Source organism: Streptomyces sp. NPDC029466 (assembly GCF_055574515.1).
In genome coordinates this window covers 39,632-64,807 of the sequence record NZ_JBVHZH010000010.1, presented here as the reverse complement: position 1 = coordinate 64,807, position 25,176 = coordinate 39,632, and the positions used below count along the sequence as shown (strand labels likewise).

The 25,176-nt window shown below is 72.8% G+C and carries 20 protein-coding genes; 4 read left to right on the top strand and 16 right to left on the bottom strand.

Annotation, left to right across the window (positions count from 1 at the left end; genetic code table 11):
- Window position 1 precedes the first annotated feature (1 nt).
- The 4 genes from ACZ4XD_RS11075 to ACZ4XD_RS11060 form a co-directional block, all read right to left on the bottom strand.
- Window positions 2-1,768, bottom strand: coding sequence for an IucA/IucC family protein (locus ACZ4XD_RS11075; RefSeq protein ID WP_468040539.1), 1,767 nt, complete (start codon window positions 1,766-1,768; stop codon window positions 2-4).
- Window positions 1,769-1,873: 105 nt separating this feature from the next.
- Entirely contained in the window at window positions 1,874-2,575 is a 702-nt protein-coding gene (locus ACZ4XD_RS11070) for a GNAT family N-acetyltransferase (protein ID WP_468040537.1), read from the bottom strand.
- Between the two features lie 108 nt (window positions 2,576-2,683).
- On the bottom strand, window positions 2,684-4,708 hold the full coding sequence (locus tag ACZ4XD_RS11065; RefSeq protein WP_468040535.1) for an IucA/IucC family protein: 2,025 nt from the start codon (window positions 4,706-4,708) through the stop codon (window positions 2,684-2,686).
- Complete coding sequence (locus tag ACZ4XD_RS11060; protein ID WP_468040533.1) at window positions 4,705-6,093, bottom strand: diaminobutyrate--2-oxoglutarate transaminase family protein; 1,389 nt, start codon at window positions 6,091-6,093, stop codon at window positions 4,705-4,707. The genes ACZ4XD_RS11065 and ACZ4XD_RS11060 overlap by 4 nt, the downstream gene beginning before the upstream one ends.
- 281 nt (window positions 6,094-6,374) lie before the next feature.
- Between ACZ4XD_RS11060 and ACZ4XD_RS11055 the strand changes: the two genes are divergently transcribed.
- Window positions 6,375-7,562, top strand: a complete 1,188-nt coding sequence (locus ACZ4XD_RS11055; RefSeq protein WP_468040531.1) for a trypsin-like serine peptidase — start codon at window positions 6,375-6,377, stop codon at window positions 7,560-7,562.
- Between the two features lie 112 nt (window positions 7,563-7,674).
- Here ACZ4XD_RS11055 and hflX read toward each other — a convergent pair whose 3' ends face one another.
- The 6 genes from hflX to miaA all read right to left on the bottom strand — a co-directional run bounded on the left by hflX (window position 7,675) and on the right by miaA (window position 16,470).
- The gene (hflX, locus tag ACZ4XD_RS11050; protein WP_042159859.1) at window positions 7,675-9,162 is read right to left on the bottom strand and encodes a GTPase HflX; all 1,488 of its coding nucleotides are present in this window, start codon (window positions 9,160-9,162) and stop codon (window positions 7,675-7,677) included.
- A 181-nt stretch (window positions 9,163-9,343) separates the two neighbouring features.
- Window positions 9,344-10,972: a M1 family metallopeptidase gene (locus tag ACZ4XD_RS11045; protein ID WP_468040528.1), complete on the bottom strand. Its 1,629-nt coding sequence runs from the start codon at window positions 10,970-10,972 to the stop codon at window positions 9,344-9,346.
- Between the two features lie 143 nt (window positions 10,973-11,115).
- Window positions 11,116-13,308 carry a RelA/SpoT family protein gene (locus ACZ4XD_RS11040; protein WP_468040526.1) on the bottom strand — a complete coding sequence of 731 codons (2,193 nt, stop codon included), beginning with the start codon at window positions 13,306-13,308 and terminating at the stop codon, window positions 11,116-11,118.
- 197 nt (window positions 13,309-13,505) lie between these two features.
- Window positions 13,506-14,381 carry a diaminopimelate epimerase gene (dapF, locus tag ACZ4XD_RS11035; protein ID WP_468040524.1) on the bottom strand — a complete coding sequence of 292 codons (876 nt, stop codon included), beginning with the start codon at window positions 14,379-14,381 and terminating at the stop codon, window positions 13,506-13,508.
- A 514-nt stretch (window positions 14,382-14,895) separates the two neighbouring features.
- The gene (locus tag ACZ4XD_RS11030) at window positions 14,896-15,423 is read right to left on the bottom strand and encodes a hypothetical protein (RefSeq protein ID WP_468040522.1); all 528 of its coding nucleotides are present in this window, start codon (window positions 15,421-15,423) and stop codon (window positions 14,896-14,898) included.
- A 108-nt stretch (window positions 15,424-15,531) separates the two neighbouring features.
- Window positions 15,532-16,470, bottom strand: coding sequence for a tRNA (adenosine(37)-N6)-dimethylallyltransferase MiaA (gene miaA, locus ACZ4XD_RS11025; protein ID WP_468040520.1), 939 nt, complete (start codon window positions 16,468-16,470; stop codon window positions 15,532-15,534).
- Window positions 16,471-16,657: 187 nt separating this feature from the next.
- Between miaA and ACZ4XD_RS11020 the strand changes: the two genes are divergently transcribed.
- The gene (locus tag ACZ4XD_RS11020) at window positions 16,658-17,053 is read left to right on the top strand and encodes a hypothetical protein (protein WP_468040518.1); all 396 of its coding nucleotides are present in this window, start codon (window positions 16,658-16,660) and stop codon (window positions 17,051-17,053) included.
- 70 nt (window positions 17,054-17,123) lie between these two features.
- Here the strand turns inward: ACZ4XD_RS11020 and ACZ4XD_RS11015 are convergent, their stop codons facing one another.
- From ACZ4XD_RS11015 to ACZ4XD_RS11005, 3 genes are all read right to left on the bottom strand, one after another.
- Window positions 17,124-17,834: a class III extradiol dioxygenase subunit B-like domain-containing protein gene (locus ACZ4XD_RS11015; RefSeq protein WP_468040516.1), complete on the bottom strand. Its 711-nt coding sequence runs from the start codon at window positions 17,832-17,834 to the stop codon at window positions 17,124-17,126.
- A gap of 69 nt (window positions 17,835-17,903) precedes the next feature.
- On the bottom strand, window positions 17,904-19,418 hold the full coding sequence (miaB, locus tag ACZ4XD_RS11010) for a tRNA (N6-isopentenyl adenosine(37)-C2)-methylthiotransferase MiaB (protein WP_468040514.1): 1,515 nt from the start codon (window positions 19,416-19,418) through the stop codon (window positions 17,904-17,906).
- Between the two features lie 94 nt (window positions 19,419-19,512).
- A complete protein-coding gene (locus ACZ4XD_RS11005) occupies window positions 19,513-20,055 on the bottom strand; it encodes a DoxX family protein (protein ID WP_468040512.1) in 543 nt (180 codons plus the stop codon).
- Between the two features lie 385 nt (window positions 20,056-20,440).
- Between ACZ4XD_RS11005 and ACZ4XD_RS11000 the strand changes: the two genes are divergently transcribed.
- Window positions 20,441-21,436 carry a TAXI family TRAP transporter solute-binding subunit gene (locus ACZ4XD_RS11000; protein ID WP_468040510.1) on the top strand — a complete coding sequence of 332 codons (996 nt, stop codon included), beginning with the start codon at window positions 20,441-20,443 and terminating at the stop codon, window positions 21,434-21,436.
- Between the two features lie 84 nt (window positions 21,437-21,520).
- Here ACZ4XD_RS11000 and ACZ4XD_RS10995 read toward each other — a convergent pair whose 3' ends face one another.
- From ACZ4XD_RS10995 to ACZ4XD_RS10985, 3 genes are all read right to left on the bottom strand, one after another.
- Window positions 21,521-21,724 (bottom strand): cold-shock protein, encoded by a 204-nt coding sequence (locus ACZ4XD_RS10995; protein ID WP_042160117.1) that lies wholly within the window; start codon window positions 21,722-21,724, stop codon window positions 21,521-21,523.
- Window positions 21,725-21,934: 210 nt separating this feature from the next.
- A complete protein-coding gene (locus ACZ4XD_RS10990) occupies window positions 21,935-23,350 on the bottom strand; it encodes a sensor histidine kinase (RefSeq protein ID WP_468040507.1) in 1,416 nt (471 codons plus the stop codon).
- 16 nt (window positions 23,351-23,366) lie between these two features.
- Entirely contained in the window at window positions 23,367-24,107 is a 741-nt protein-coding gene (locus tag ACZ4XD_RS10985; RefSeq protein WP_468040505.1) for a response regulator transcription factor, read from the bottom strand.
- A gap of 280 nt (window positions 24,108-24,387) precedes the next feature.
- Here ACZ4XD_RS10985 and ACZ4XD_RS10980 point away from each other — a divergent pair, with 280 nt between their 5' ends.
- On the top strand, window positions 24,388-25,173 hold the full coding sequence (locus tag ACZ4XD_RS10980; protein WP_468040503.1) for an amino acid ABC transporter ATP-binding protein: 786 nt from the start codon (window positions 24,388-24,390) through the stop codon (window positions 25,171-25,173).
- Window positions 25,174-25,176 lie beyond the last annotated feature (3 nt).

The following is a 25,176-nucleotide window of genomic DNA, read 5'->3' as shown; positions in this document are numbered from 1 at the left end:
GTCACGGCAGGTGGAGCGGATTGGGGACGCTGCCGTGCACGGCCGCGTGCGGGCGGTCGGTGCGGTCCCGGTAGCCGTCCACATGCAGACGGTTGCGGTTCAGACACAGCCGCTCGATCCGCGGGGTGAGCAGGTCGAAGGTCTCGTGCCGCTCCTTGAGAGCGGGGAAACGTTCGTGGTGGCGCAGGATCTCCGCCCGTACGAGTGACCAGAACTCGGCCTCGGGCACGCCCAGTTGGTCCGCGCACAGCGGCGCGAGGTAACGGAAGACGCCGACGAACAGGCCGGAGTGGATGAACTGGGTGAGGAAGGCGGGCGGTTCGGTCAGCAGCACCGCCCGTACGTCGTCCGGCATGGAGTCGTGCTCCGGGAGGGGCACGGAGCTGGTGTTGACGTCGTCGACGAAGTCCTTGACCGCGAGGCGGGTGGGGACGTCGTGCTCGTCGAAGACGACGATGGCGTTCTCGCCGTGCGGGGAGAAGACCGTGCCGTACCGGTAGAGGAAGTGCAGCAGCGGAGGCAGCAGCGCGGCGAACAGCCGGGCCAGCCAGGCGCGCGGGGCCAGCCCCGAGCGGCGCACCAGCTCCGCGGTCAGCGCGCGGCCCCGGGGATCGGTCTGCAGCAGCGCGGCCAGGGTGCGGGCGCGTTCGCCGGGGTCCAGATGGCCGCTGACGGGCTCGCGCCAGATACAGCCGAGCAGCTCCTTGAACTGGTACGGGACACCGGGCAGCCGGTCGTAGAGGGGGTGCTCGACGGTGACGGACGCGGTCTCGCCGAGCAGGATCACCCGGGTCTCGTCGCGCAGATACGGGTCGGCGTCGCGCAGGCCGTGGACCCAGCGGGTGACGGCCGGTGCGGCGAGGGTGCGCTCGGTGGGCAGACCGCGCCAGACGAGGGTGTTGAGGATGGACAGCGGCAGCTTGACCGTCCGGGCCTCGGGCCGGCTGAGGTTGAGGAAGGTGCGGATCGACTGCTGCGGCAGGCGGAGGTCGTTGTCAGTGGGCAGCGCGATGATGGATCTGTCCGCGAGTTGCGGGGCGAAGAGCGGGGCGATGGTCTCGTCCCATTGCCAGGGGTGCACGGGGAGATAGAGGTAGTCGGCGGGGTCGAAGCCCTCGTCGCTGATGGTGCGGGCGAAGGCGTGCCGGGTGGCGGGGTCGAGTTCCTCGCCGTAGAGACGGTCGGGGGTGGCCAGGGTGGGGATACCGCGGTAGTGGGCGATGGTGTGGTGCGCGGCGAGCCAGGGCAGGCGCCGGGCGGTGCGAGCCTCGGGGGCCCAGGTCGCCGCGTCGGTGGCGGAGAAGCCCAGCCGGCCCTTGTTCGCGACGAGCCAGGGGTGGCCGGTCTGGTGGCCTTCGAGGGAGGCGTAGTCCAGGTCGGCGAGTTCGGCGGCGCTGAGCGCGGTGGCGTCGAGGCGGGTGTCGGCGGCGAGGGTGGCGGTCAGCTCGCGGATGAGGTGGCCGGTGGTGTCGCCGGACAGGCCCAGCACGGTGTCGTGGGCATGCGTGAGGAAGTGGAAGGGGTCGGCGTCCGGGGTGATCGAAGCGGGGTCGACGCGCCAGTGGCCGTAGGCGCCGCGTCGCGCGCCGAAGCGGTAGACCAGGGCCTCGGTGACCGGCAGGCGGTATTGCGGAGTGCCGTCGGGGGTGGTGCCGTCGGGCTCGGGGGTGAGGACTTCCTCGTAGGCGAACTCCGCCAGGATCTTGGCGAACAGTCGGCGCGCGGCGTGCTGCCAGGCGCGGTGCGAGGGCTGGGGCTCAGGAGACAAGGCGGGACTCCTCGAAGCGGGACCGCCCCGGCTCGTACGGGGGACAACCGGGGCAGCGCGGTGGACGGCGGACCGGAGCGGGACCGTCGACGGACGGCCCCGGGGTCAGAGCAGGTGGCGGCGGGCGCGGTCGCGGACCATCAACGCCGCGCGCTTCGCGGGCAGTTCGATCTCGTCGGCGCAGCGGAACCCCGCGCTCCGGAAGGCCGCGACGGAGGCGGTGTTCCGCAGATCGGGCTCGGCGACGACCCGGGTGCACCGCGGGCGGTGGTCGAGGATGAGACCGGCGGTGGCGCGCAGCAGGGTGCTGCCCAGTCCGCGCCCCCGGTCGCCGGCCCCGCCGATGAGCAGATGGACACCGGTGTCCTGGGGCCGTGCGCGGTAGTGGCGGGCGAGGGGGTCGAGGTCGGCGCGGTAGATCTCCCAGTAGCTCATCGGGACCCCGGCCAGCACCCCCAGGCAGGGCACGCTGCGGCCGTCGCCGTCGAGCTGGCCGCGCAGATGGGCGGCGGTGATCTCCGGCGGACCCGCCAGCTCCCAGAAGGCCGCGACGGCCGGATCGTTCATCCAGCCGGTGATCCGGTCGAGATCGCGGTCCGGCCGGACGGGCACGAGCGCGAACGGCCCGGCGGGTGTCGCGGCCGCTCCCCAGCCCGCCAGGTTGTCGAGCAGCGGGCCGGCGGCCGGGGCGTCCGGGGACACCGCAGGCCGCGGGCCGTCGTCGGACCGCGCGCCGCGTTCCGGCGGGTGCTGCCGGCCGAGGGTGTCGTCGGAGCTGGGGCTGAGGCCGGAATCGGTGGGTGGCACGGCGACGCTCTCCTCTCGTGGCCGCGTGCCGCGTGGCCGTATGGGTCGCGGGGCGCCGGCGCCGGGGACGGGATGCGGTGGTCTGCTGTCGGGGGCCGTGGTGGGCGGCTACGGGGCGAGGGGGTTGGGCAGGGTGACGTAGACGGACTGGGTTTCGACCGGGCCGACGAGTTCGTCCAGGCCGTGCAGCCGGGTCGCCAGATTGGCCTTGCAGCGCAGGGTGCGGGCGGCCAGCAACTGCTCCGGGAGCGGCGAGCGGTGGGCCCGCGGGGCCGCGGCGGCATCGGCGAGGAAGCGGCGGAAGGCGGCGAGCAGGATCTCCTCGCGGACCAGGCGCTGGGAGCCGAAGGCCCCGATGAGGCCGAGGACGTTGTTGATGCCGAGGTAGTAGGCGAAGCGTTCGTCGGTGACGTCGTCCGCGACGAAGCTGTCGCTGGCCGCTCCGATGCCGGGCAGCCGTCGTTCCAGTTCGGCGCGGCGCGAGGTGCGGAAGTAGTAGCCCTGGTTGTCGCGGTAGCGGCCGCCGACCGGCCAGCCGTCGGGGTCCAGCAGCACCACGGTGTTCTGCTGGTGGGCTTCCAGCACGATGCCCGCCGTGCCGTCGAGCCACAGCACGGGCCGTACGACCGCTTCGAGGTAGCGCAGGAACCACTCGGTGGCCACCGCACCCAGGGGGCGGCCGGTGCGGGCGCCGAGGGTGCCGACGAGGTCTTCGAGCCGGGAGCGCACGCCGGAGCGGCCGGGCCAGGGCCGGGGGCAGGTGAGGCCGGCGATGCAGACGGCGTCGTCGGTGGTGCTGAAGGGGTTGTGGCGGATGACGACATCGAGGCCCTGGACGGGTTCGCCGTCGAAGCCGTCGACGGCGAGATAGGCCGGGTCGCGGACGATGTCGAAGCCGGGGTGGACGGTCTGCCACTGCTTGGCGAGCCCGGTGCGCAGCAGCCGGTGCACCTCGACCCCGCGGGCCAGTTCCTTACGGAGGTTCTCCCGGCGGGAGTTGGTGATGCGCAGCCCGAGGGAGAGCTTGAGCATGGCGTCCGCGTCGGGGCGGTAGACCGTGCGGACGGAGGAGGTGGGGTGCCAGAGCGGACCGTGGGCGCCGAGGTCGTGCAGCAGACCGGCCTCGCGGAGGGCGGTGACGTCGGAGCGGTCGGCGAGTTCCCTGGCCTGCCAGGGGTGCAGCGGCAACGGCACGGTGTCGTCGGGGAGTTGGCAGCCGCTCCCGGCGAACTCCCGGGTGAGCCGGTCGGCCGGTACGGGCTTGCCGCGTACGGTCCAGGCGGAGTCGGCGGCCAGGACGGAGCGGTGCACGGCCATCCAGTGCAGCGGGAAGGCGCCGCGCAGTTCGGGCGAATAGGCGCGGGTCTCGGCGTCGGAGAGCCCTTCGCGGCTCTTGGGCGTGGGGTGCAGCGGGTGGCCGAGGAGGAGGGACTGTTCGGCTTCCAGGAAGAGGGCGCCGTGGTCGTCGGCCGGCCGGGCGCGCCGGTCGGTGAGGAAGGCGGCGACATTGCGGACGGAGTTGGCGACCCGGCCGACGAGTTCGGTGCCGTCGCCGTCCGGTGCCTGCTGCGGTGTGGCGTCCGGCTCCGGCCGCTCCCCGCCGTCCGCCACCCGGTGCTCGCCGCCGTCGGACGCCCGCCGGTCGCCGTGCGCGGCCTCCCGGCGCAGCATGGCGGCGAGGGTGACGGCGTCCAGCGGGGCGGCGCCGGGCGGGGCGCCTTCGAGGGTGGGGGCGCCCAGGCGGTGCCAGCCCGTGGGCGACCAGTAGCGGACGGGGATGATCAGGGCGCTCGCGGCGGCGGCCCGCAGCGGGAGGCGCAGCCGGCCCTCGGCCGGGTGGTGGACGCCGCTCTCCCGGAGCCAGCAGCGCAGGAGGTGCTCGATGCCCGCGGCGTCGGCGGCGACCGCCGGATCCGGGTGGTCGAGCGGGTCGTGGTCACCGCGGGCGCGGTCGTGCGAAGCGGCGGCGCCATGGGGCTCGGGCCGGCCCGGCGGCTCATGGGGCTGCTGGTGGCAGGTCTCGTCCGGGGCCCGCCGCTGCTGGCGCGGTACCGACTCGATGATGCCCGCACCCTGGTGGGCGGGGATGCGCTCGACGGGCTGACCGCCGTCGGGGCCGGGGCGTTCGTTCATGGGGTGGTGCCTCGCATTGTCGTGGGGAACGAGCCCATCGGCCCGGGGGTGGTGCGGACCGCCACCGTGATGGCGTCGGCGAGGCGGTCGAGGATCGCGTCCGCCTGTTCGTCGGTGATGGTCAGGGGCGGCAGCAGCCGGACGACGGCGGAGTGCCGGCCGCCCAGTTCGACGATCAGGCCGCGGTCCAGGCAGGCGTCCCGGACGGCGGCGGCGAGCTCGGGGGCGGCGGGGCGGGCGCCGGTGGCATCGGCGTCGGCGTCGCGGTCGACGAGTTCGACGCCCAGCATCAGACCGCGGCCGCGGACGTCGCCGATGCAGTCATGGGCGGCGGCGAGGGAGGTGAGTCGGTCGAGCATCCGGGCGCCGAGCTCCCCGGCCCGCCGGGCGAGGCCGTTCGCCCGGACGTAGGCGAGGGTGGCGGCGCCGGCGGCCATGGCGAGCTGGTTGCCGCGGAAGGTGCCGGCGTGCGCGCCGGGCTGCCAGGCGTCCAGTTCCTCGCGGTAGACGATCACGGCGAGCGGCAGGCTGCCGCCGATCGCCTTCGACAGCACGATCACGTCGGGCACGATGCCGCTGTGGTCCACCGCCCAGAAGGCGCCGGTGCGGCCGACACCGGTCTGCACCTCGTCCACGATCAGCGGGATCTGCCGGGCGGCGGTGATCTCCCGCATCCGCCGCAGCCAGCCGTCCGGAGCGGGGATCACCCCGCCCTCGCCCTGGACGGGTTCCAGGATCATCCCGGCCGGGCTGGGCACCCCGCTCTTGTGGTCGTCGAGGAGGTTCTGGGTCCAGCGCGCGGCGAGTTCGGCACCGCGTTCGCCGCCGGTCCCGAAGGGGCAGCGGTAGTCGTACGGATAGGGCAGCCGGACCACGCTGGTGTGCTGCGCTCCCCCGGACGCGGCGAGCGCCTCCGAGGTCATGCCGTGGTAGGCGCCGGAGAAGGCCATCAGGCCGTCCCGCCCGGTCGCGGTGCGAACGAGTTTGAAGGCGGCCTCGACGGCGTCCGTGCCGGCCGGGCCACAGAACTGGATGCGCGCCTTTTCAGCCAACTCTCCGGGCAGCGTGGCGAAGAGCTCGGTGGTGAAGGCGTCCTTGACGGGCGTGGCCAGGTCGAGGACGTGCAGCGGCGCACCGGAGTCGAGGACGGTGCGGATCGCTTCGAGCACCACGGGGTGATTGTGGCCGAGCGCCAGGGTGCCGGCGCCGGAGAGGCAGTCGAGATAGCGCCTGCCGTCGGCGCCCTCGATGGTGAGCCCGCGGGCGCGCACCGGGACGATGGGCAGCGAGCGCGCGTAGGTGCGGGCGGCGGACTCACGCAGGGACTGCCGGCGCAGGATCCCTTCGTGGGCCGGCGCGGCCGGCACGGTTTCGGTCAACGCCACGGCAGTTGTGTCCTCCTGCTGGTCAGCTGCGGAAGGCCGCGGGCCCTGCGGGCGGCCCGGCCGTCCCCCGTCCGTACCAACGACGGTGGCGACGTGGGAACACGGTTGTCGCCAAGATCCTTGGCGGCGTGGAACCGGGTACCCGAGTACCGCCGTCCCCATCGTCACCGGCATAGTGGGGTGTTGCACCGGGATCTTGAGGTTCATGACAAAGAACGAACCGGCGCAAGATCAGCTCACGTCACACCGGCACAGTCCGATTCACCAGGGGGAACTCACCCATGCGATCCATACGTCGGCCAGTCCTGGCCGCCGCCGCTCTCACCGCCGTCATGGCGCTGACCGTCACCGGTTGCGGGCCGGAGGGCGACAACGCGGACGCCAAGCCCACCCAGGGCGCCGGCCAGGAAGCGGGCGGGGGTGACTTCAAGATCCCTCAGGACATCCAGGACAAGCTCAAGGAACACGGCGTCGACCTGGACAAGTGGAAGAACGGCGAGTGGAAGAACTGGGACCGGGACAAGTGGCTCCGGGAAGCCGGGGAGTTCATCAACCCGATCATCAAGGACTTCTGGGACAAGGACAAGATCGACAAGGTCAAGCCGCCCCAGGACCCCAGCAAGCCTGAGGACATCTCCGAGGACCAGGGCAAGACCGACCCCGAGCCGTCCGCCGTCCCGGCGCAGCCCGTCAAGACCCCGTACACCTCCACCGCCCCCGGCGTGGGCCTGCTGCTGTTCAGCACCCCCCAGGGCGACTCCCGCTGCTCCGCCACCGTCGTCAAGGACCCGGCGCACCCCGGTAAGTCCAACCTGGTGTGGACCGCGGCGCACTGTGTGCACGCCGGCAAGAACGGCGGCTGGTACCGCAACATGATGTTCGTGCCGAACTTCAACAAGACCGGTGGCTCCGCCGCTGAGTTGAAGAACAAGCCCTTCGAGGACCGGGTCCCGTCGGGCAAGTGGTGGGCGGACGACATGGCGACGTCCCAGCAGTGGATCAAGGCCGGCGGCGCCGTTCCGGGCGTCCCGATGGCTCCGTACGACTACGCGCTGATGCATGTGAAGCCGGAGCAGGGCACCGGCGGTAAGTCGCTGGAGGAGATCGCCGGCGGCGCCTACGAGGTCGACTTCAACGCCCCGGCGATGGCCAAGATTCCGAGCCTGACCGCGCAGGGCTACCCGGCCGAGCCGCCGTTCGACGGTGCGGCGCAGCAGCAGTGCACCGACAAGCCGACCCGGCTGTCGATGGACGCCAAGAAGCCGACCATGTACCGGATCGGCTGCACCATGACCGGTGGTTCCTCCGGCGGCCCCTGGTTCGCCAAGGACGCGAACGGCAAGCAGGTGCTGATCTCCAACATGTCGATGGGTCCGCGCCCGGCCCGCTGGTCGGCCGGTCCGCACCTGGGCCCCGAGGCCAAGGCCCTGTTCGACAACATGAGCAAGAAGTGGGCGAACAAGCAGTAGTCGCGTGAGGCGGGTGGTGCCGCACGGCGCCACCCGCTCCGCCCGTGAGCAGGACGAAGGCCCGCCCCCGGTCTCCCGGGGGCGGGCCTTGTGTCGCTGTACTACGGGCCCGTCAGGCGGCCGGCACGAAGGGCTCGAACTCGGCGGCCAGCTCCGCGTGCACCCGCGCCTTGAGGACCGTGCCCTCGGCGGTGTGCTCCTCGGAGATGACCTCACCCTCCGCGTGCGCCCGCGAGACCAGGGCGCCCTGGGTGTAGGGCACCAGGACCTCGATCTCGACCTGCGGCCGGGGGAGTTCCTCGTCGAGCAGCTCCAGCAGCTCCGCCATGCCCTGGCCCGTACGGGCCGAGACCGCGAGGGCGTGCTTCTCCTTGCGCAGCAGTCGCTGGAGCACCAGCGGATCGGCCGCGTCGGCCTTGTTGACCACCACGATCTCGGGCACGTCCGTCGCGCCCACGTCGCGGATCACCTCACGCACCGCGGCCAGCTGCTCCTCGGGCACCGGGTGCGAGCCGTCGACCACATGCAGGATGAGATCGGACTCGCCGACCTCCTCCATCGTGGAGCGGAAGGCCTCGACGAGGTGGTGCGGGAGATGGCGGACGAAGCCGACGGTGTCGGCGAGGGTGTAGAGCCGTCCGCTGGGGGTCTCAGCCCGCCGGACGGTCGGGTCCAGGGTGGCGAACAGGGCGTTCTCCACCAGGACGCCGGCCCCGGTCAGGCGGTTGAGCAGGGACGACTTGCCGGCGTTGGTGTAGCCGGCGATGGCGACCGAGGGGACCTTGTTGCGCCGGCGCTCCTGGCGCTTGATGTCCCGGCCGGTCTTCATCTCCGCGATCTCCCGGCGCATCTTCGCCATCTTCTCGCGGATCCGCCGCCGGTCCGTCTCGATCTTGGTCTCACCGGGACCACGGGTGGCCATACCGCCGCCCGCCGAACCGGAGCCACCGCCACCCATCTGCCGGGAGAGCGACTGACCCCAGCCACGGAGCCGGGGGAGCATGTACTGCATCTGCGCCAGCGAGACCTGCGCCTTGCCCTCCCGGGACTTGGCGTGCTGGGCGAAGATGTCGAGGATCAGGGCGGTCCGGTCGACCACCTTGACCTTGACGACATCCTCCAGGTGGATCAGCTGGCCCGGGGAGAGCTCACCGTCACACACCACGGTGTCCGCCCCGGATTCGAGGACGATGTCCCGCAGCTCCAGAGCCTTGCCCGAGCCGATGTAGGTGGCCGGGTCGGGCTTGTCCCGGCGCTGGATGACGCCGTCGAGCACCATCGCACCGGCGGTCTCGGCGAGGGCGGCGAGCTCGGCGAGCGAGTTCTCCGCCTCCTGGACCGTGCCCGTGGTCCAGACACCGACGAGCACCACGCGCTCCAGGCGGAGCTGTCGGTACTCGACCTCGGTGACGTCCTCGAGCTCGGTGGAAAGGCCCGCTACGCGGCGTAGTGCGGCGCGTGCCGAGCGGTCGTACTGGTCGCCGTCACGCTCCCCGTCGATCTCGTGGCTCCAGGCGACGTCCTCTTCCATCAGGGCGTTCGCCCGAAGGCTCTCGGGGAGGCGCTGCCGGTCCTGCGGAAGGGAAGAAGAGGAGGTCATTTGATCCTTCGCGTCGTTGGGAAGCCCTGCCGGGGACCTGGCGGCCCCACCGGGACTGTCGTCATGGCGACCGCCGCGGTGATGCCGCGACCGTCGCTGGTGTCAACGTCCGAGCCGTCCGGGAGATTCCCGGGCCGGCCCGGTGCCGACCTGACGATGGTCCCACGGCCGGAGAGGGCCGTCACGCGGGTTTTGCGGGGTTTCCGGCGGCCGCCTTGGGACCCCCGGGCCTCGGAGCGGGCTTCTTGGCGCCGGGGCCGGGGGCGACGCCCTTGGCGCCGGGCTTGTCCGCGCCCTTCCTGGGCTGCCACTGCGGGTGCCCCGGCATCGGCGGGGTCTTCTCGCCGTAGAGCCACCCCTGGAAGAAGGCGGTGAGGTCCTGCCCGGTCACCTGGGAGGCCAGCTGGACGAAGTCGGAGGTGTCGGCCACCCCGTCGCGGTGCCGGGCCACCCACTCGCGTTCGATCCGGTCGAAGGCGGCGGGGCCGATCTTCTGCCGCAGGGCGTAGAGGACCAGCGCACTGCCGTCGTAGACGATGGGGCGGAAGATGCTGATCTTCTCCCCCGGGCTGGGGGCCTTGGGCGCGGCGGGCGGTCCGCCCTCGGCGCGCCAGCCGTCGGACTGCTCGTAGGCGTTCCGCATACGGGCCTCCAGCGAGGCCCGGTGGTCGCCCTTCTCCTGGGCGAAGAGGGCCTCGTACCAGGTGGCATGGGCCTCGTTGAGCCAGACGTCGGACCAGCGGCGCGGGCTGACGCTGTTGCCGAACCACTGGTGGGCCAGTTCGTGCACCATCACGGACTCGACGTACCAGGCGGGCAGCTGATCGGTGGTGAACAGGGCCTTCTCGAAGAGCGACAGGGTCTGGGTCTCCAGCTCGAAGCCGGTCCTGGCGTTGGCGATCAGCACCCCGTACGCCTCGAAGGGGTAGGGGCCGACCTTGCGCTCCATCCAGGTCACGTGGCCGGGGGTCTTGGCCAGCCAGTGCGCGAGGGCGGCCCGGTCCGCGGTCGGTACGACATCCCGGACCGGCAGGCCGTGCGGCCCGTGGCGCAGCAGCACGCTGGACTTCCCGATGGAGACCTGCGCCAGCTCGGTGGCCATGGGGTGGTCTGTGCGGTACGTCCAGGTGCGGCGCCCCGCGCGGGCGCCGGGGCGCAGCGGCAGCCCGTTGGCGACGGCGGTCAGCTGCTGGGGAGCGGTGATGTGGAAGGTGAAGAGGGCCTTGTCGGAGGGGTGGTCGTTGCAGGGGAAGACCCGGTGGGCGGCGTCGGCCTGGTTGGCCATCGCCAGCCCGTCGGAGGTGCGGATCCAGCCGCCGTCGCTCTTGCCGCCGGGGTCGCTCGTGTGCTCGATGGAGATCTTCAGATCCTGCCCCCGGGAGATGTGGAAGGCCGGGGTGAGCACCAGGTCCTCGCCGTGCTGCTCGTGCCGGGCGGCCTGGCCGCCGATCTTCACGGAGCGTACGGCGCCGCGGGCGAAGTCGAGGTTGAGGTGGTCGAGCTCGCTGGTGGCGCGGGCGGTGATCTCGGTGGTGGCGTTCAGCGGCCGGTCGTTGTGGCCGGAGTAGTCCAGGGTGACGTCATAGGACGTGACGTCGTAGCCGGTGTTGCCGAGGGTGGGGAAGAGGCGGTCGCCGAGGCCCTGCGGCCCCACGGCCGGCGGCTCGGCCACGCCGAGGGTGGCCAGGGCGGCCAGCCCGAGGGCGGCGGCCCGCAGACCCGTCCACCGGCCCCGCCCGCTCGGGCCACGGGGCAGGACGGGGACGGGGCGGTCGGGGTCGCGGGACGGGCGGCGCAAGGGAAGGGACATGAACTACGGCTACCAACGCGGCCCCCTCCCCCGCGGGTGACGGGGCAAACGGCACCCGAACGGGCGGCGGATCGTCCACCCGTCTTACGCCGCCGGACGGAGCAGCGTCCGACGGGGCGTCAGCTTCCGGGCCCCCGGGCCCTTCAGGGGCGCAGGGCCGCGGGCTGCCGGGCCCGCCCCGCGCGCAACACATCGAAGACGCCGGGCACTTGGCGCATGGCGCGCATCAGGGACGGCAGCCCGGCGGCGTTCGGCAGATGCAGCGTGTAGGTGTGGCGGACCCGCTGTTCGTGCGGGGGTTCGACGGCGGCCGACACCACGGCGGCGCCCTGGGAGGCGATGGCCTCGGTGAGGTCGGCCAGGAGCTGCGGCCGGCTGAAGGCCTCGGCCAGGAGGGTGACCCGGCAGCCGTGGCCCCCCTGGCCGGCCCCGCGCCAGCGCACCCCGACCGGCTGCCGGCCGGTCGCCGCCATCCGCGCCACGACGGGACACAGGGCGCGGTGCACGGTGACGGTGCCGCCGCGTACGGCGAAGCCTGTGACGGCGTCCGGCGGCACCGGGGTGCAGCAGCGGGCCAGCCGGACCGACGCGCCGGGCAGATCAGCCACCGCGAGGACCGAGGCGGGGGCGACCGGGCCGGCACCGGGGTGGTCGGGCTCCGCGGTGGGGCGGTCGGGGGACGCCGCGCCGTGCCCCTCGCCGGGGGCTGCCGGGCGGGCCCCGGGCTCCTGTGGCCCGGCCAGCCACCGGGCGATGGCGAGCCGGGCGGCGGGCGTCCGGGCGTGCTCCAGCCATTCGGGCGAGGGGCCGGCCGCGGATTCCGGTGCCCTCAGCAGCTCCAGAGTGTCGCCGTCGTGCAGGACCGTGGAGAGGGTGGCGAGCCGCCCGTTGACGCGCGCGCCGATACAACAGTGCGCCCCCTCGCCGTGCCGTTCGTACGCGGCGTCCACGCAACTCGCTCCGGCGGGCAGACCGATCACGCCCCCCGCGCCGCCGGACGAGCCGTCCGGCGGGGCGTCGGTGCAGAAGACGGTGATCTCCCGGTCCTGGGCGAGATCGTCGCGCAGCGAGGTCCAGAACGTGTCCGGGTCGGGGGTGGTGCGCTGCCACTCCAGCAACCGGGAGAGCCAGCCGGGGCGGGTCGGGTCGGCCCGCTCGCCCTCGGGGGCGTCCACGCCGTCCGTGGGCGCGTAGGGGTTGCCGAGCGCGATCACCCCGGCCTCGGCGACCCGGTGCATCTGGTGCGTACGGATCAGGGTCTCGGCGACCTCGCCGGACGGGCCGGTGACCGCGGTGTGCAGCGACTGGTAGAGGTTGAACTTGGGGACCGCGATGAAGTCCTTGAACTCGGAGATCACCGGGGTGAAGCAGGTGTGCAGCTCGCCGAGGACCGCGTAACAGTCGGCGTCCTCGGCCACCAGCACCAGCAGCCGCCCCAGGTCCGCCCCGGTCAGCGCACCGCGCGCGAGGCGCACCCGGTGGACGGAGACGAAGTGCCGGGACCGGACGAGGACTTCGGCGTCGATACCGGCCTCGTCGAGGACCGTGCGCACCCGCTGCGCGAGCGCGGTGAGCGGGTCGGGCCGGGAGGCGTACTCCATGACCAGGGCCCGGGTGGTGGCGTACTCCTCGGGATGCAGGATCGCGAAGACCAGGTCCTCCAGCTCGGCCTTGAGCGCCTGGACGCCGAGGCGCTCGGCGAGCGGGATCAGCACATCGCGGGTCACCTTGGCGATCCGGGCCTGTTTCTCGGGGCGCATCACGCCGAGGGTGCGCATGTTGTGCAGCCGGTCGGCGAGCTTGATGGACATCACCCGGACGTCGTTGCCGGTCGCCACCAGCATCTTGCGGAAGGTCTCCGGCTCGGCCGCCGCGCCGTAGTCGACCTTCTCCAGCTTGGTGACCCCGTCGACGATGTAGCAGACCTCGGCGCCGAACAGTTCCCGCACCTGATCCAGCGTCACTTCGGTGTCCTCGACGGTGTCGTGGAGCAGGGAGGCGGTCAAGGTCGTGGTCTCCGCGCCCAGTTCGGCGAGGATCAGGGTCACCGCGAGCGGGTGGGTGATGTACGGTTCGCCGCTCTTGCGCAGCTGGCCGCGGTGCGAGGACTCGGCGAGCAGATAGGCCCTGGTGAGGGTGTCCAGATCGGCGTCGGGGTGGTGGCCGCGGTGCACCTTGGCGACGTGTTCGAGGGCGTGCGGGAGGCCGTCGCGCGGGGCGGGGCCGAGCAGTGCGGCACGGCCGATGCGGCGCAGCCCGCTGAGTTCCAGTCGGCGGCGGCCGCGCCTGCGGCCCGCTGCTCCAGGATTACCAGGGTTAGTGGCCTCTGCGCTCATGGGCACCTCCGGCAGCGTCGACCGGCGGTGGAACGCGTCAGTTCGGGCGCCCGGGCCGGTGCTTGATGCTACCGAGCCCATCACGCACCGCTGTCCGCCTCTCGCTCAGCGTGATTCGGATCACCCGTTCGAGCGAATCTTTTGGCCGGAACCCTTTCCCGGAGCGGGGCGGGGAGGCGGTACGCGGCGCGGCCGCTTCAGGCGAGCGCGCCGGCCAGCCAGGCGGCGTCGAAAGTGCCCTCGGCGACGATCTCGGCCGGGCCGGTCATCTCGACCGTGCCGTCGGGCCGCTCGGTGATGGACAGGCTGCCGCCGAGCACATCGACCCGGTATGTGGCGGGCGTACCGGTCACGGCGGGGTCCAGACCGTCCCGGCGGGCGGTGGCCACGGCGACCGCACAGGCGCCGGTCCCGCACGAGCGGGTCTCGCCCGAACCACGTTCATGGACCCGCATCGCCACATGGCGCGGACCGCGGTCGACGACGAACTCGACGTTCACGCCGTCGGGATAAACCGACGCTGGGCTGAACGGCGGTACGGCCAGCAGGTCGCCGGCGTGGGCCAGATCCTCGACGAAGGTGACCGCGTGCGGATTGCCCATGTTCACGTTGCGGGCCGGCCAGCTGCGGCCGTCAAGAGTGACGACGACGCTCTCCTCGGGGAGTTCGGCCCGACCCATGGAGACGGTGACATCGCCGGTCTTGGCGAGGTGCACACGGCGAACGCCGGCGCGGGTGGCGATGGCGAGGTCACCGGCCTCGACCAGGCCGGCGTGCAGCAGATAGCGCGCGAAGACGCGGACACCGTTGCCGCACATCTCGGCGATCGAGCCGTCGCTGTTGCGGTAGTCCATGAACCACTCGGCCTCGCCGGCCTGCTGGTGCGCCTCGGGGTGCGCGGCGGACCGTACGACGTGCAGCAGGCCGTCGCCGCCGAGGCCGGCCCGCCGGTCGCAGATCCTGGCGACGGCGGTCGCGGGCAGATCGAGCCGCCCGTCCGGGTCGGGGACGATCACGAAGTCGTTCTCGGTGCCGTGGCCCTTGAGAAAGGCGAGGCGCTGCGTGCTGGTCACCCCTGCATCGTACGGGGAGGGCGGGGGGTGGCGGTGTACGGGGGCCGGGGGCACCGGGGCTGGTGGCCAGGGTCGGCGCCCCTGGGGCCCGGGGGCTGACCTGTACCTGCCTGCCTCCGAAGACCCGGGCTCACCTGTACGTGCCTGCCTCCGCAGCAAGGGTGCTCGCATGCACCTGCCCGCGTCCGAAGCCCGGGGGCTGACCTGTACCCGCCTGCCTCCGAAGTCCGGGGGCTCGCACGTACCCGCCCCCCTGAAGCCCGGGTGCTCGCCTGTTCCGCCCACCCCCCCGAAGGGGGGTGGGCGGTGGGGAAACAACTGGAGGGGAAACAAGCGGGACGGGAACAAGCCTGACGGGAGCCAACAGGAGGCCCCAGAACCTGAAGCACCCAAGCTTGAGGCGCGAAAACGAGGGCGCCAAGCTTGAGGCGTCAAAACCAAGTGGGTGCAAACGAGCGGCAGGGAGACGGTGGGCAATACCGGCCGCCCTGTCCCGCCCCGCCCGGGCCACGTCTCAGCGCAGCCGGGCCACGCGCCATATGGCCAGCGACGCCGGGATGGCCACCAGGACGGTGTAGATCAGCACCACGCGCCAACAGGCGCGGCGGCCGGAGCCCTGCGCGGGGAGGCCGGGCCAGGTGTAGCCGACGCGGCGGGCGGCCATCATGCCCCAGCCCGCGGCGCAGCAGCACAGCAGCAGGCCGAGCATCGCGATCATCGCGCCGCCGTCGCCGCCCAGCTCGAAGGCGAGCGGGAAGGCGAACATCAGCGAGCCGAGGGCGGCGAGGGCGACGATCGGGGCCAGCTGCCACAGCCGCAGACGACGCGGCGGGCGCAGCTCCCGGAAGGACTCGCCGCCCTCCCCGGGGCCGTCGTCCGGGGCGTCGGAGTCGTCCAGCGTGTCCGGGGCGGTGAGCGGTCCGCCGCCGACACCACCGGGGCCGGACAGACCGTCGTCGGCGTCCGGACCGTCGTCGGTCAGGGGAGCCGCGTCGGCGCCGCTGTCCGGTTGCTGCGCTCCGTTGCGAGGGCCGGCCTCCATTGCCACGCGCCCTCCCCACTCCAGACTGCACGCCTCGATCGAAGGTCGATGATGACACGCCCTCAGGGGCCCGGATGACGGCCGGAGCGTCCCGATGCCATGACGTGATCAGGCTGTGACCGGTCGTTCGAGCAACGCCAGTGCCTGACCAGGAAGTTCTCCCCGGTGCTCGGTGGCGCCGCTGAGCCAGTGGACCCGCGGGTCCCGGCGGAACCACGAGTCCTGGCGGCGCGCGAAGCGCTTGGTGGCGCGCACCGTCTCGTCGCGCGCCTCCTGCTCGGTGCACTCCCCCGCGAGCTGGGCGAGCACCTGCTGGTAGCCGAGCGCCCGGGATGCCGTACGGCCCTCGCGCAGCCCCTCGCCCTCCAGCCGACGCACCTCGTCGACCAGGCCCGCCTCCCACATACGGTCGACCCGCCGGGCGATCCGCTCGTCGAGTTCGGGGCGCGCGACGTCGACGCCGATCTGGAGGGTGTCGTAGACCGCCTCGTGTCCGGGGAGGTTGGCGGTGAAGGGGCGGCCGGTGATCTCGATGACCTCCAGGGCGCGCACGATGCGGCGGCCGTTGCTCGCCAGGATCGCGCGGCCGGCCTCCGGGTCGGCGGCGGCCAGCCGGGCGTGGAGGGGGCCGCTGCCCCGTTCGGCGAGTTCGGCCTCCAGGCGGGCGCGCACCTCCGGGTCGGTGCCGGGGAAGTCGAGGGCGTCGATGGCGCCGCGTACGTAGAGGCCGGAGCCGCCGACCAGGACCGGGGTGCGGCCCTCGGCGAGCAGCCGGTCGATCTCGGCGCGGGCCAGCCGCTGGTATTCGGCGACGCTGGCTGCGCGGGTCACGTCCCAGATGTCCAGGAGGCGGTGCGGAACGCCCTGCTGCTCCTCGGGCGTGAGTTTGGCGGTGCCGATGTCCATGCCGCGGTAGAGCTGCATGGAGTCGGCGTTGATGACCTCGCCCCCCACGTGTTGTGCGAGCGCGACGCCCAGATCGGACTTTCCGGCCGCGGTGGGACCGACGACGGCGATGACCCGCGGAGCGGGAACGGCGGTGTTCACCCCGTCAGTCTCGCAAACATCACGCCCCCATCTCGAACGAGCGACGTGACGGGCCACCGATGACCTCGTTGCCTGTTGCGAGGTCCCGAGAGCCGGCGCAGCACCCGGCGCCCGCGGGCGGCGCAACGGTCCGCTCCCGGGCGGACCGGGATGTCACCACATGAAGAGCGTAGGAGCAGTTATGGGTGTGTTTTCGCGATTTCGGCGCCGTAAGTCCGAGGCGCTGACGGTGACGGAGGAGAGTGCCACTACGGCGGTGGCGGCCGAGGTGGCGGAGCCGACGGCGTCGGCGGTTCCGGCAGAGACCGGGGACACCGGTCACGCCGATCGCGCCGGAGAGGCCGCGGACGGCGCCGAGAGCCCCGCGGCGGCCGCCCCGGAAGCCGGGGAGGCACCGGAAGCGGCGGAGATGCCGGAAGCGGCGGAGGCGGCGGCTCCTGAGGCGGCCGGCGACGCGGCAGCGGGGGCGGCGGACGCCGGGACACCGCGTGCGGAGCAGGCCGGTGAGAGCGCCGGGATCCCCCGGCAGCAGTCGGCGGAGGCCGCCGCGGACAGCGAGAGCGCGCGGCACCAGGCGCGCTGACCGGAGCACCGCCACGACGGCCGCGGGCGAAGCGCCTCGCGGCCGTGGGCGTACCCGTCGTGCGGCCCCGCTACGACCAGGCCGCCACGAAGTAGCCCACCCCGTAGGGGGCCTCCTCGCGGAGCAGCCGGCCGCTCCGGTCCGCGTCCTCCGCCGCCCCCGCCAGGACCTGCCAGCAGGCCCGTCCGGACGCCTGGAGGCCGGCGGCCCGCTCCTCGTCGAGCGCGGCCAGTGCGGCGATGTCGGCGCCGCCCAGGGCGCGGGCCACTTCGGCGTCGAAGGGCTCGGCCCGCTCGTCGAAGTAGCCGGGCGCCTTCACCGTCCGGCAGGCACTGCCGTCCCCCAGCACCAGCAGGGCGACCCGGGGAGCGGCCGCGGCGGTCTCCCGGCCCAGTTCCAGACAGCGGTCGCGGGGCAGCGACTGTGCCACTCCCAGCCCCTCCACGGGGGCGTCGTCCCAGTCCGTACGGGACAGCAGCCAGGCACCGACGGCCAGCGACGGCGGGAGTTCCCGCTCCGGTGCGGTCTCCGCGGCGCCCAGCGGCACCTGAAGGTCCACCCCGAAGCCGCGGAAGGAGCCGGTGGCCCCCTGGGGGTACGGGCCGCTGCCGGACTCGTCGGTGGGACCGAGGACGACCAGCCGGTCGGGGCGGGCCGCAGCGAGCACGCCGATCGCGTCCAGACAGGCGGCGCGCAGCGCGTCGAGTTCGGGCGCCGCCCCGGCGGCCACCTCCGGGACGAGGAGCGGCGGGCAGGGGCAGAGGGCGGCGGCTACGAGCATGACACGCAGCGTAACGCCCCTGGTGCGGGGCGGTTCGCCATGCCCCGGGGCGTCCGGTGCGAGGCCGGGTCAGTCGCAGCCGCAGCCGGCGGCGGGCGCCGGGCTCGGTGCCGGGGCCCCGATGGTGGGCAGGCCCAGCAGTACGCCCTTGGGCTTGTCCGCCGGGGCGGCGTTGCGCTTCTCCCAGGCGTCCCCGGCGCGGGTGCGGCGGACCGCCTTGGCCGGGCCTTCCGCCAGGAGGTGGTGCGGAGCGGCGTAGGTGACCTCGACGGTCACCACGTCGCCGGGGCGGACCGGCTCGTCGGGGCGGGTGAAGTGGACCAGCCGGTTGTCGGCGGCGCGGCCGGACAGGCGGTGAGTCGCCTCGTCCTTGCGGCCCTCGCCCTCGGCGACCAGGACCTCCAAAGTGCGGCCGACCTGCTTCTTGTTCTCCGCCCAGGAGATCTCCTCCTGGAGGGCGACCAGGCGCTCGTAGCGTTCCTGGACGACGGCCTTGGGGATCTGGCCGTCCATGTCGGCGGCCGGGGTGCCGGGGCGCTTGGAGTACTGGAAGGTGAAGGCCTGGGCGAAGCGGGACTCGCGGACCGTGTGCAGGGTCTGCTCGAAGTCCTCCTCGGTCTCGCCGGGGAAGCCGACGATGATGTCCGTGGAGATGGCGGCGTCCGGCATCGCGGCGCGGACCTTCTCGATGATGCCGAGGAAGCGCTCCTGGCGGTACGAGCGGCGCATCGCCTTCAGGACGCGGTCGGAGCCGGACTGGAGCGGCATGTGGAGCTGCGGCATCACGTTCGGCGTCTCGGCCATGGCGGCGATGACGTCGTCGGTGAAGTCGCGGGGGTGCGGGGAGGTGAAGCGGACCCGCTCCAGGCCCTCGATCTTCCCGCAGGCCCGCAGCAGCTTGGAGAACGCCTCGCGGTCGCCGATGTCGGAGCCGTAGGCGTTGACGTTCTGGCCGAGCAGGGTGATCTCGCTGACGCCCTCGGAGACCAGCGCCTCGATCTCGGCCAGGATGTCGCCGGGCCGGCGGTCCTTCTCCTTGCCGCGCAGCGCGGGCACGATGCAGAAGGTGCAGGTGTTGTTGCAGCCCACGGAGATGGAGACCCAGGCCGCGTAGGCGCTCTCCCGCCGGGTGGGCAGGGTCGAGGGGAACGCCTCCAGGGATTCGGCGATCTCGACCTGCGCCTCTTCCTGGACGCGGGCACGCTCCAGCAGCACCGGCAGCTTGCCGATGTTGTGGGTGCCGAAGACCACGTCGACCCAGGGGGCCTTCTTGACGATGGTGTCGCGGTCCTTCTGGGCGAGGCAGCCGCCCACGGCGATCTGCATGCCGGGCCGCGCGGCCTTCTTCGGGGCGAGCTGACCGAGGTTGCCGTAGAGCCGGTTGTCGGCGTTCTCCCGCACCGCGCAAGTGTTGAAGACCACGACATCGGCGCCGTCGCCGTCCTTGGGCGCGGGCACGTATCCGGCCTCTTCCAGCAGGCCGGACAACCGCTCGGAGTCGTGGACGTTCATCTGGCACCCGTAGGTGCGGATCTCGTAACTCTTGCTGACGCCCACTGCCTGGCTCCGGTCGCTGCTGCTCATGCCACAAGGGTAGGCGGTGCCGGAAGTACCTCCTGACGCCGGAGGCCGGGCCGGGACCATCCGGCACCGGGCGCGGGAAGGCCCGGAGGTCCGCTCAGAGGGCCAGGACGAGGGCGGCGCCGAGGCCGCCGGCCCCCAGGGCGAAGGCCGCGCTGCGCCAGCCGCCGTGCCCCCAGCGGAAGGGCCGGTCGAGGGCGTAGCGGCCGGGTCCGGTGGCCGCGACGGTGAGCGCGGCGACCGCGATGGTCAGCGGGTATTCGAGGCCGCCGGTCTCCGCCCAGAGTCCCTTGGGCGCCGCCAGGACCATGGCGTTGATCATCACGCCGATCAGTGCGGCGGCTGCCAGGGGGGTGAGCAGTCCCAGGGCGAGGCCGAGGCCGCCGAGGAGTTCCGAGGTTCCGGCGAGGCCGGCGAAGAAGGTGCCGGGCCGGTAGCCAAGGGCTTCGAAGCCTTTGCCGGTGATGTCGAGCCCCCGGCCGCCGAAGAGTCCGAAGAGCTTCTGGGCGCCGTGGCCGGCCAGGATCAGTCCCACGGTCAGCCGCAGGAGGAGCAGTCCGGCATCGGCGGCGCCGGGGGGCGGGCGGACGGCTTCGGACCGGGCACGGGTGTCGGGCCGCAGTGCGGTGGGCGGTTTCATGAGGTGTCGCTTCCCGCACCGGCGCCTCGGGGGGGCCGTGGTGTGGGGGCACCGGCGCCGGTGCGCTGAGGGTGGAGGGAGTTCTCTTGGCGTGCGCGCCGCCGGGCGCGCGGTAGGGACGTGCCGGGTCCCTGCTGGTCCAGGTAGGGAGGGTCGGCCCGCTGCCGCCGGAGCGGTTCGGGCGCCACGTCGCCACCGTAACTCCTGCTGTTGCGGGTGCAACCGCGGCCGGTCCCGGGGCCGTGACGCCCGTCCGCTCCCGGCCCCCAAGGGCGGTGGAGCGTGCCGCGGCGGCAGCCGGGAGAGCCGGTCCGGACACCGGTGACCGCACCGGACCGGGCCCCGCCCCTCCCCTTCCCGCCGCGGTCCTGGCAGTATCCCGCCCATGGTCACAGCACTCCCCCGCACCGGTCGCCGGGCCGTCCAGGCGGCGATCGCGGCACTGGTCGTCCTCGGGCCGGTGCTGTGGTGGCTGCTGTCGACGGGCGCTGCGCCGGCTCCCGGGGGCCGGGTGACGCTGGCGACGGGCGTCCCGACCGGCGTCTACGCGCGCTACGGGGAGCTGCTGAAGCAGGATCTGGCCCATGACCTGCCGGACGTGGATCTGCGGCTGGCCCGCACCGAGGGCTCGATCGACAATCTGCGCCAGCTGGTCGCCGGGCGGGCGGAGTACAGCATCGCGACGGCGGACGCGGTCGCCACGTACAAGATCAGGGGCGAGCCGGGCGCGGACCGGCTGCGGGCCTGCGCGCGGCTGTACGACGACTACATGCAGCTGGTGGTGCCGAAGGACTCCGCGGTGCGCTCGACGAAGGATCTGCGGCGGCTGCGGGTCGGCGTCGGTACCGACGGCTCCGGCGTCCAGCTGATCACCCGGCGGCTGCTGGAGGCCGCCGGACTGGACTTCGCCAGGGACATCGAGCCGGTGCGGGTCGGGATCGACCGGATGCCGCAGCTGCTGGAGCAGCACAAGCTGGACGCCTTCTTCTGGTCCGGCGGGCTGCCGACGACGGCGGTGCAGCGGCTGACGCAGCGCTTCCCGGTGCGGCTGGTCCAGCTCGGGGATCTCAGCGAGGCGCTGCACCGGCAGGGCGAACGCACCCGCTACTACCGAGCCGCGGTGATGCCCGCCGACGCCTACCCCAGGGCCCAGGGCGGGCAGGCGGTGAAGACGATCGCGGTGGCGAATCTGCTGGTGACGACGGACCGCCAGGACGCCGCGCTGACCGAGGGCATCACCCGGACCGTCATCGACAGCCGGGACTGGATCGGCCGCCAGGTGCATGCCGCGCAGAAGGTGGATCTGCGGACGGCGGTGTTCACCGACCCGCTGGAGCTGCACACCGGGGCCCGGCGCTATTACGTGTCGCAGAAGCCCTGAGGCGTCCGCCCGGGCCGGCCTGCGAACGGAGCGGGGCCCGCACCGGACGTGCCGGTGCGGCCCCCGCTCACGGGACGCGGTGCGTCAGGCAGCGGCGATGTTCTCCGCCTGCGGGCCCTTGGGGCCCTGGGTCACGTCGAAGGTGACCTTCTGGCCCTCAAGGAGCTCACGGAAGCCCTGCGCGTTGATGTTCGAGTAGTGGGCGAAGACGTCGGGGCCGCCGCCGTCCTGCTCGATGAAGCCGAAGCCCTTTTCCGAGTTGAACCACTTGACGGTGCCGGAAGCCATGTTTTTCTCCTTCATGGGGCAAACGGGAGACCGTACTGCACGGCCTCCTTGTCGCCGAGATGATTGCCCCACACCGGAACAGGTCCGGAAAACAAGGAACGCCCGGGGCATCCAGCCTCCGGGCGCGCACACGTTCATGGGTACCACAACTGCAACGTCATCGACCGTAGCACAGTCGGCGGGGCCGCCGACGCCTGCGCACCGGCGCCCTCACGGTGCGGTGCGCGGCACGGTGACGGTGACCTTCAGCCCGTGCGGGGGATGCGGGGCATAGGTGATGGTGGCGCCGCCCGCGGTGAGCAGCGCGCGGGTGATCGACAGGCCGAGGCCCGACCCGGAGACGTTCTGGTGGCGGCTGCTGCGCCAGAAGCGGTCACCGACCCGGGAGAGCTCGTCGTCGGTGAGGCCGGGGCCCCGGTCGGCGACGGTGATGTGGACGCGCTCGCCCTCCGGTGCGACGGCGACGGTGACCGGACGGCCCTCCGGGGTGAATTTCAGGGCGTTGTCGATCACGGCGTCCAGGGCGCTGGAGAGGGCCACCGGGTCGGCCCAGCCGGTGACGGCGCTCTGCCCCTCATAGGTGAGGACGACGCCCTTGTCGTCGGCCAGCGGGCGCCAGGAGCCGACGCGCTCGGCGGCCAGCGCCGCGACATCGGTGAGCTGGAGGTCGGCGGCGGTGTGTTCGGCGAGGGCGAGGTCGAGCAGATCGTCCAGGACCCGGGCCAGGCGTTTGCCCTCGGTGCGGACCGAGGCGATCTCCGCGTTGCCGTCGGGGAGTTCGAGCGCCAGCAGCTCGATCCGCAGCAGCAGCGCGGACAGCGGGTTGCGCAGCTGGTGGGAGGCGTCGGCGACAAAGGCGCGCTGCTGCTCCAGGACGTCCTCGACGTTGTCGGCCATCTCGTTGAACGAGCGGGCCAGCCGGCGCAGTTCGGGCGGGCCCGCGGTGGCGGCGACCCGGGCGTTCATCCGGCCGGTGGCGATGTCGTGGCTGGCCGCGTCCAGGACCCGTACGGGCCGCAGCACCCAGCCCGTGAGACGGAAGGCCGCGGCGACGGCGACGAGCATGGCCGCGCACTCGCCGGCCGCGATCAGCAGCCAGCCGCGCAGGACGTGCGAGCGCAGCTGTCCCGTGGGCGAGTCGGTCATCACGACGGCGACCACGTCGCCGTCGCGGATCACCGGTGAGGCGACCGGGATGCGTCCCTTGTCGTCCCAGGGCCAGACCTGGTGCGGGTCATGGCTGCGGCGGCCGGCCAGCGCCTCGCTGAAGGCTCGTGCGGCCTCACCGTCCTGGGGTACCGGCAGGCCGACGGGGGCAGCGGCCATGGGGGTGCGATCGCGGTAGAACACACCGGCACGTATGCCGTAGAGGTCGTAGTAGCGCGCGAGCTCGGTACGGAGGGTGGCGCGCCGCTCGTCCTCCTCCGGGGTCTTGTGCCCGTCGTCCGCGTCGGGCCGGGCGGTGACGAACTGGGCGAGGGAGGCGAAGCGGGCGGCGTCGTCGATCCGGTCGACGACCACCCGCTGCTGCTCCACCCCGGCCGTGATGACGCCGAGCGGGATGCCGAGCGCGAGCAGGACACCGGCCATGAGGACGATGAGGAGCGGGAGGAGTCGGGTGCGCACGTGGTCGCGGCGGCCTTCAGGAGGCCGGGGCGGCAGATGTGCGCACGCCCGGGCCGGCGGCCGGGACGACCAGGCGGTAGCCGACCCCGCGCACCGTCTCGATCAGCGCGGGCATGCGCAGTTTGGCGCGGAGTGAGGCGATATGCACCTCCAGGGTCCGGCCGGTGCCCTCCCAGCTCGTGCGCCACACCTCGCTGATGATCTGCTCCCGGCGGAAGACCACACCCGGACGCTGGGCGAGCAGCGCGAGCAGGTCGAACTCCTTGCGGGTGAGCGGGACCGCGGCGCCGTCCACCGCCACCTGGCGGGTGGAGAGTTCGACGGTGACCGCGCCCAGGCGCAGCGCCTCGTCGGCGGTGGACTCCTCGGCGGCCTGTTCACCGCCGCCGGGCGCGTTGCGCCGGCTCACCGCGTGGATACGGGCCAGCAGCTCACCGGTGTCGTACGGCTTGACGACATAGTCGTCCGCGCCGAGGTTGAGCCCGTGGATGCGCGAGCGCACATCGGAGCGCGCGGTGACCATGATGACGGGGGTGGCGCAGAGCTTGCGGATCCGGCCGCAGACCTCGAAACCGTCCTGGTCGGGCAGCCCGAGGTCGAGCAGCACCACCGCGAACGGCTCCCCGTGGTCGGGCAGCAGGGCCTTGAGCGCGTCCTCGCCGTTGCGCGCATGCACGACGGCCAGGCCGTGCTTGGCGAGCACCGCGGACAGCGCCGCGGCGACATGATCGTCATCCTCGACGAGCAGCAGTCTCATCCGGCCTCCTCCCGGGTGCATGCGTACAGGCCACAGGGCATCTACGGCGATGGGAGGCCCATGCGTCAAGAGGTGGCCACCTCCGCGCCGCCATCCGTTACCCAGCCGGTACGCCGGGGACACCACCATTGGCGTCGTGTCCACCGCGGACGCCGCGCTGCGCGCCCGGGGTCCCGTCGCGGCCGGATCGTTATGCTCAAGTTCAGCTCAGATGTAATGACGCTGGTCGCGGGGCGTTACTAGGGTCCTCCCCAATCGAGGAGGACGGAGCCACACGCCGATGAGCGAAGTATCGGTGACCAAGAACGCCGACGGTCCCGCGCCGGCAGCGGACCAGCTGGTCGTGCTGGACAACGTGAACAAGCACTTCGGCGCGCTGCACGTGCTCCAGGACATCGACCTGACGATCAACCGCGGCGAGGTCGTCGTCGTGATCGGGCCCTCGGGCTCGGGCAAGTCGACGCTCTGCCGCACGATCAACCGCCTGGAGACCATCGACAGCGGCAGCATCACGATCGACGGGAAGCCACTGCCGCAGGAGGGCCGCGAACTGGCCCGGCTGCGCGCCGATGTGGGCATGGTCTTCCAGTCCTTCAACCTCTTCGCGCACAAGACCGTGCTCGAAAATGTGATGCTGGGCCAGACCAAGGTCCGCAAAACGGACAAGGCGGAAGCCGCGAAGAAGGCCCGCGCCCTGCTCGACCGGGTCGGTGTCGGCACCCAGGCGAACAAGTACCCCGCACAGCTCTCCGGCGGTCAGCAGCAGCGGGTGGCGATCGCCCGTGCGCTGGCGATGGACCCGAAGGTGATGCTGTTCGACGAGCCGACCTCCGCGCTCGACCCGGAAATGATCAACGAGGTGCTGGACGTCATGCAGCAGCTCGCCCGGGACGGCATGACGATGGTCGTCGTCACCCATGAGATGGGGTTCGCGCGCTCCGCGGCGAACCGGGTCGTCTTCATGGCGGACGGCCGGATCGTCGAAGAGGCCGAGCCGAACCAGTTCTTCAACAACCCGCGCAGCGACCGCGCCAAGGACTTCCTGTCGAAGATCCTCCACCACTGAGCC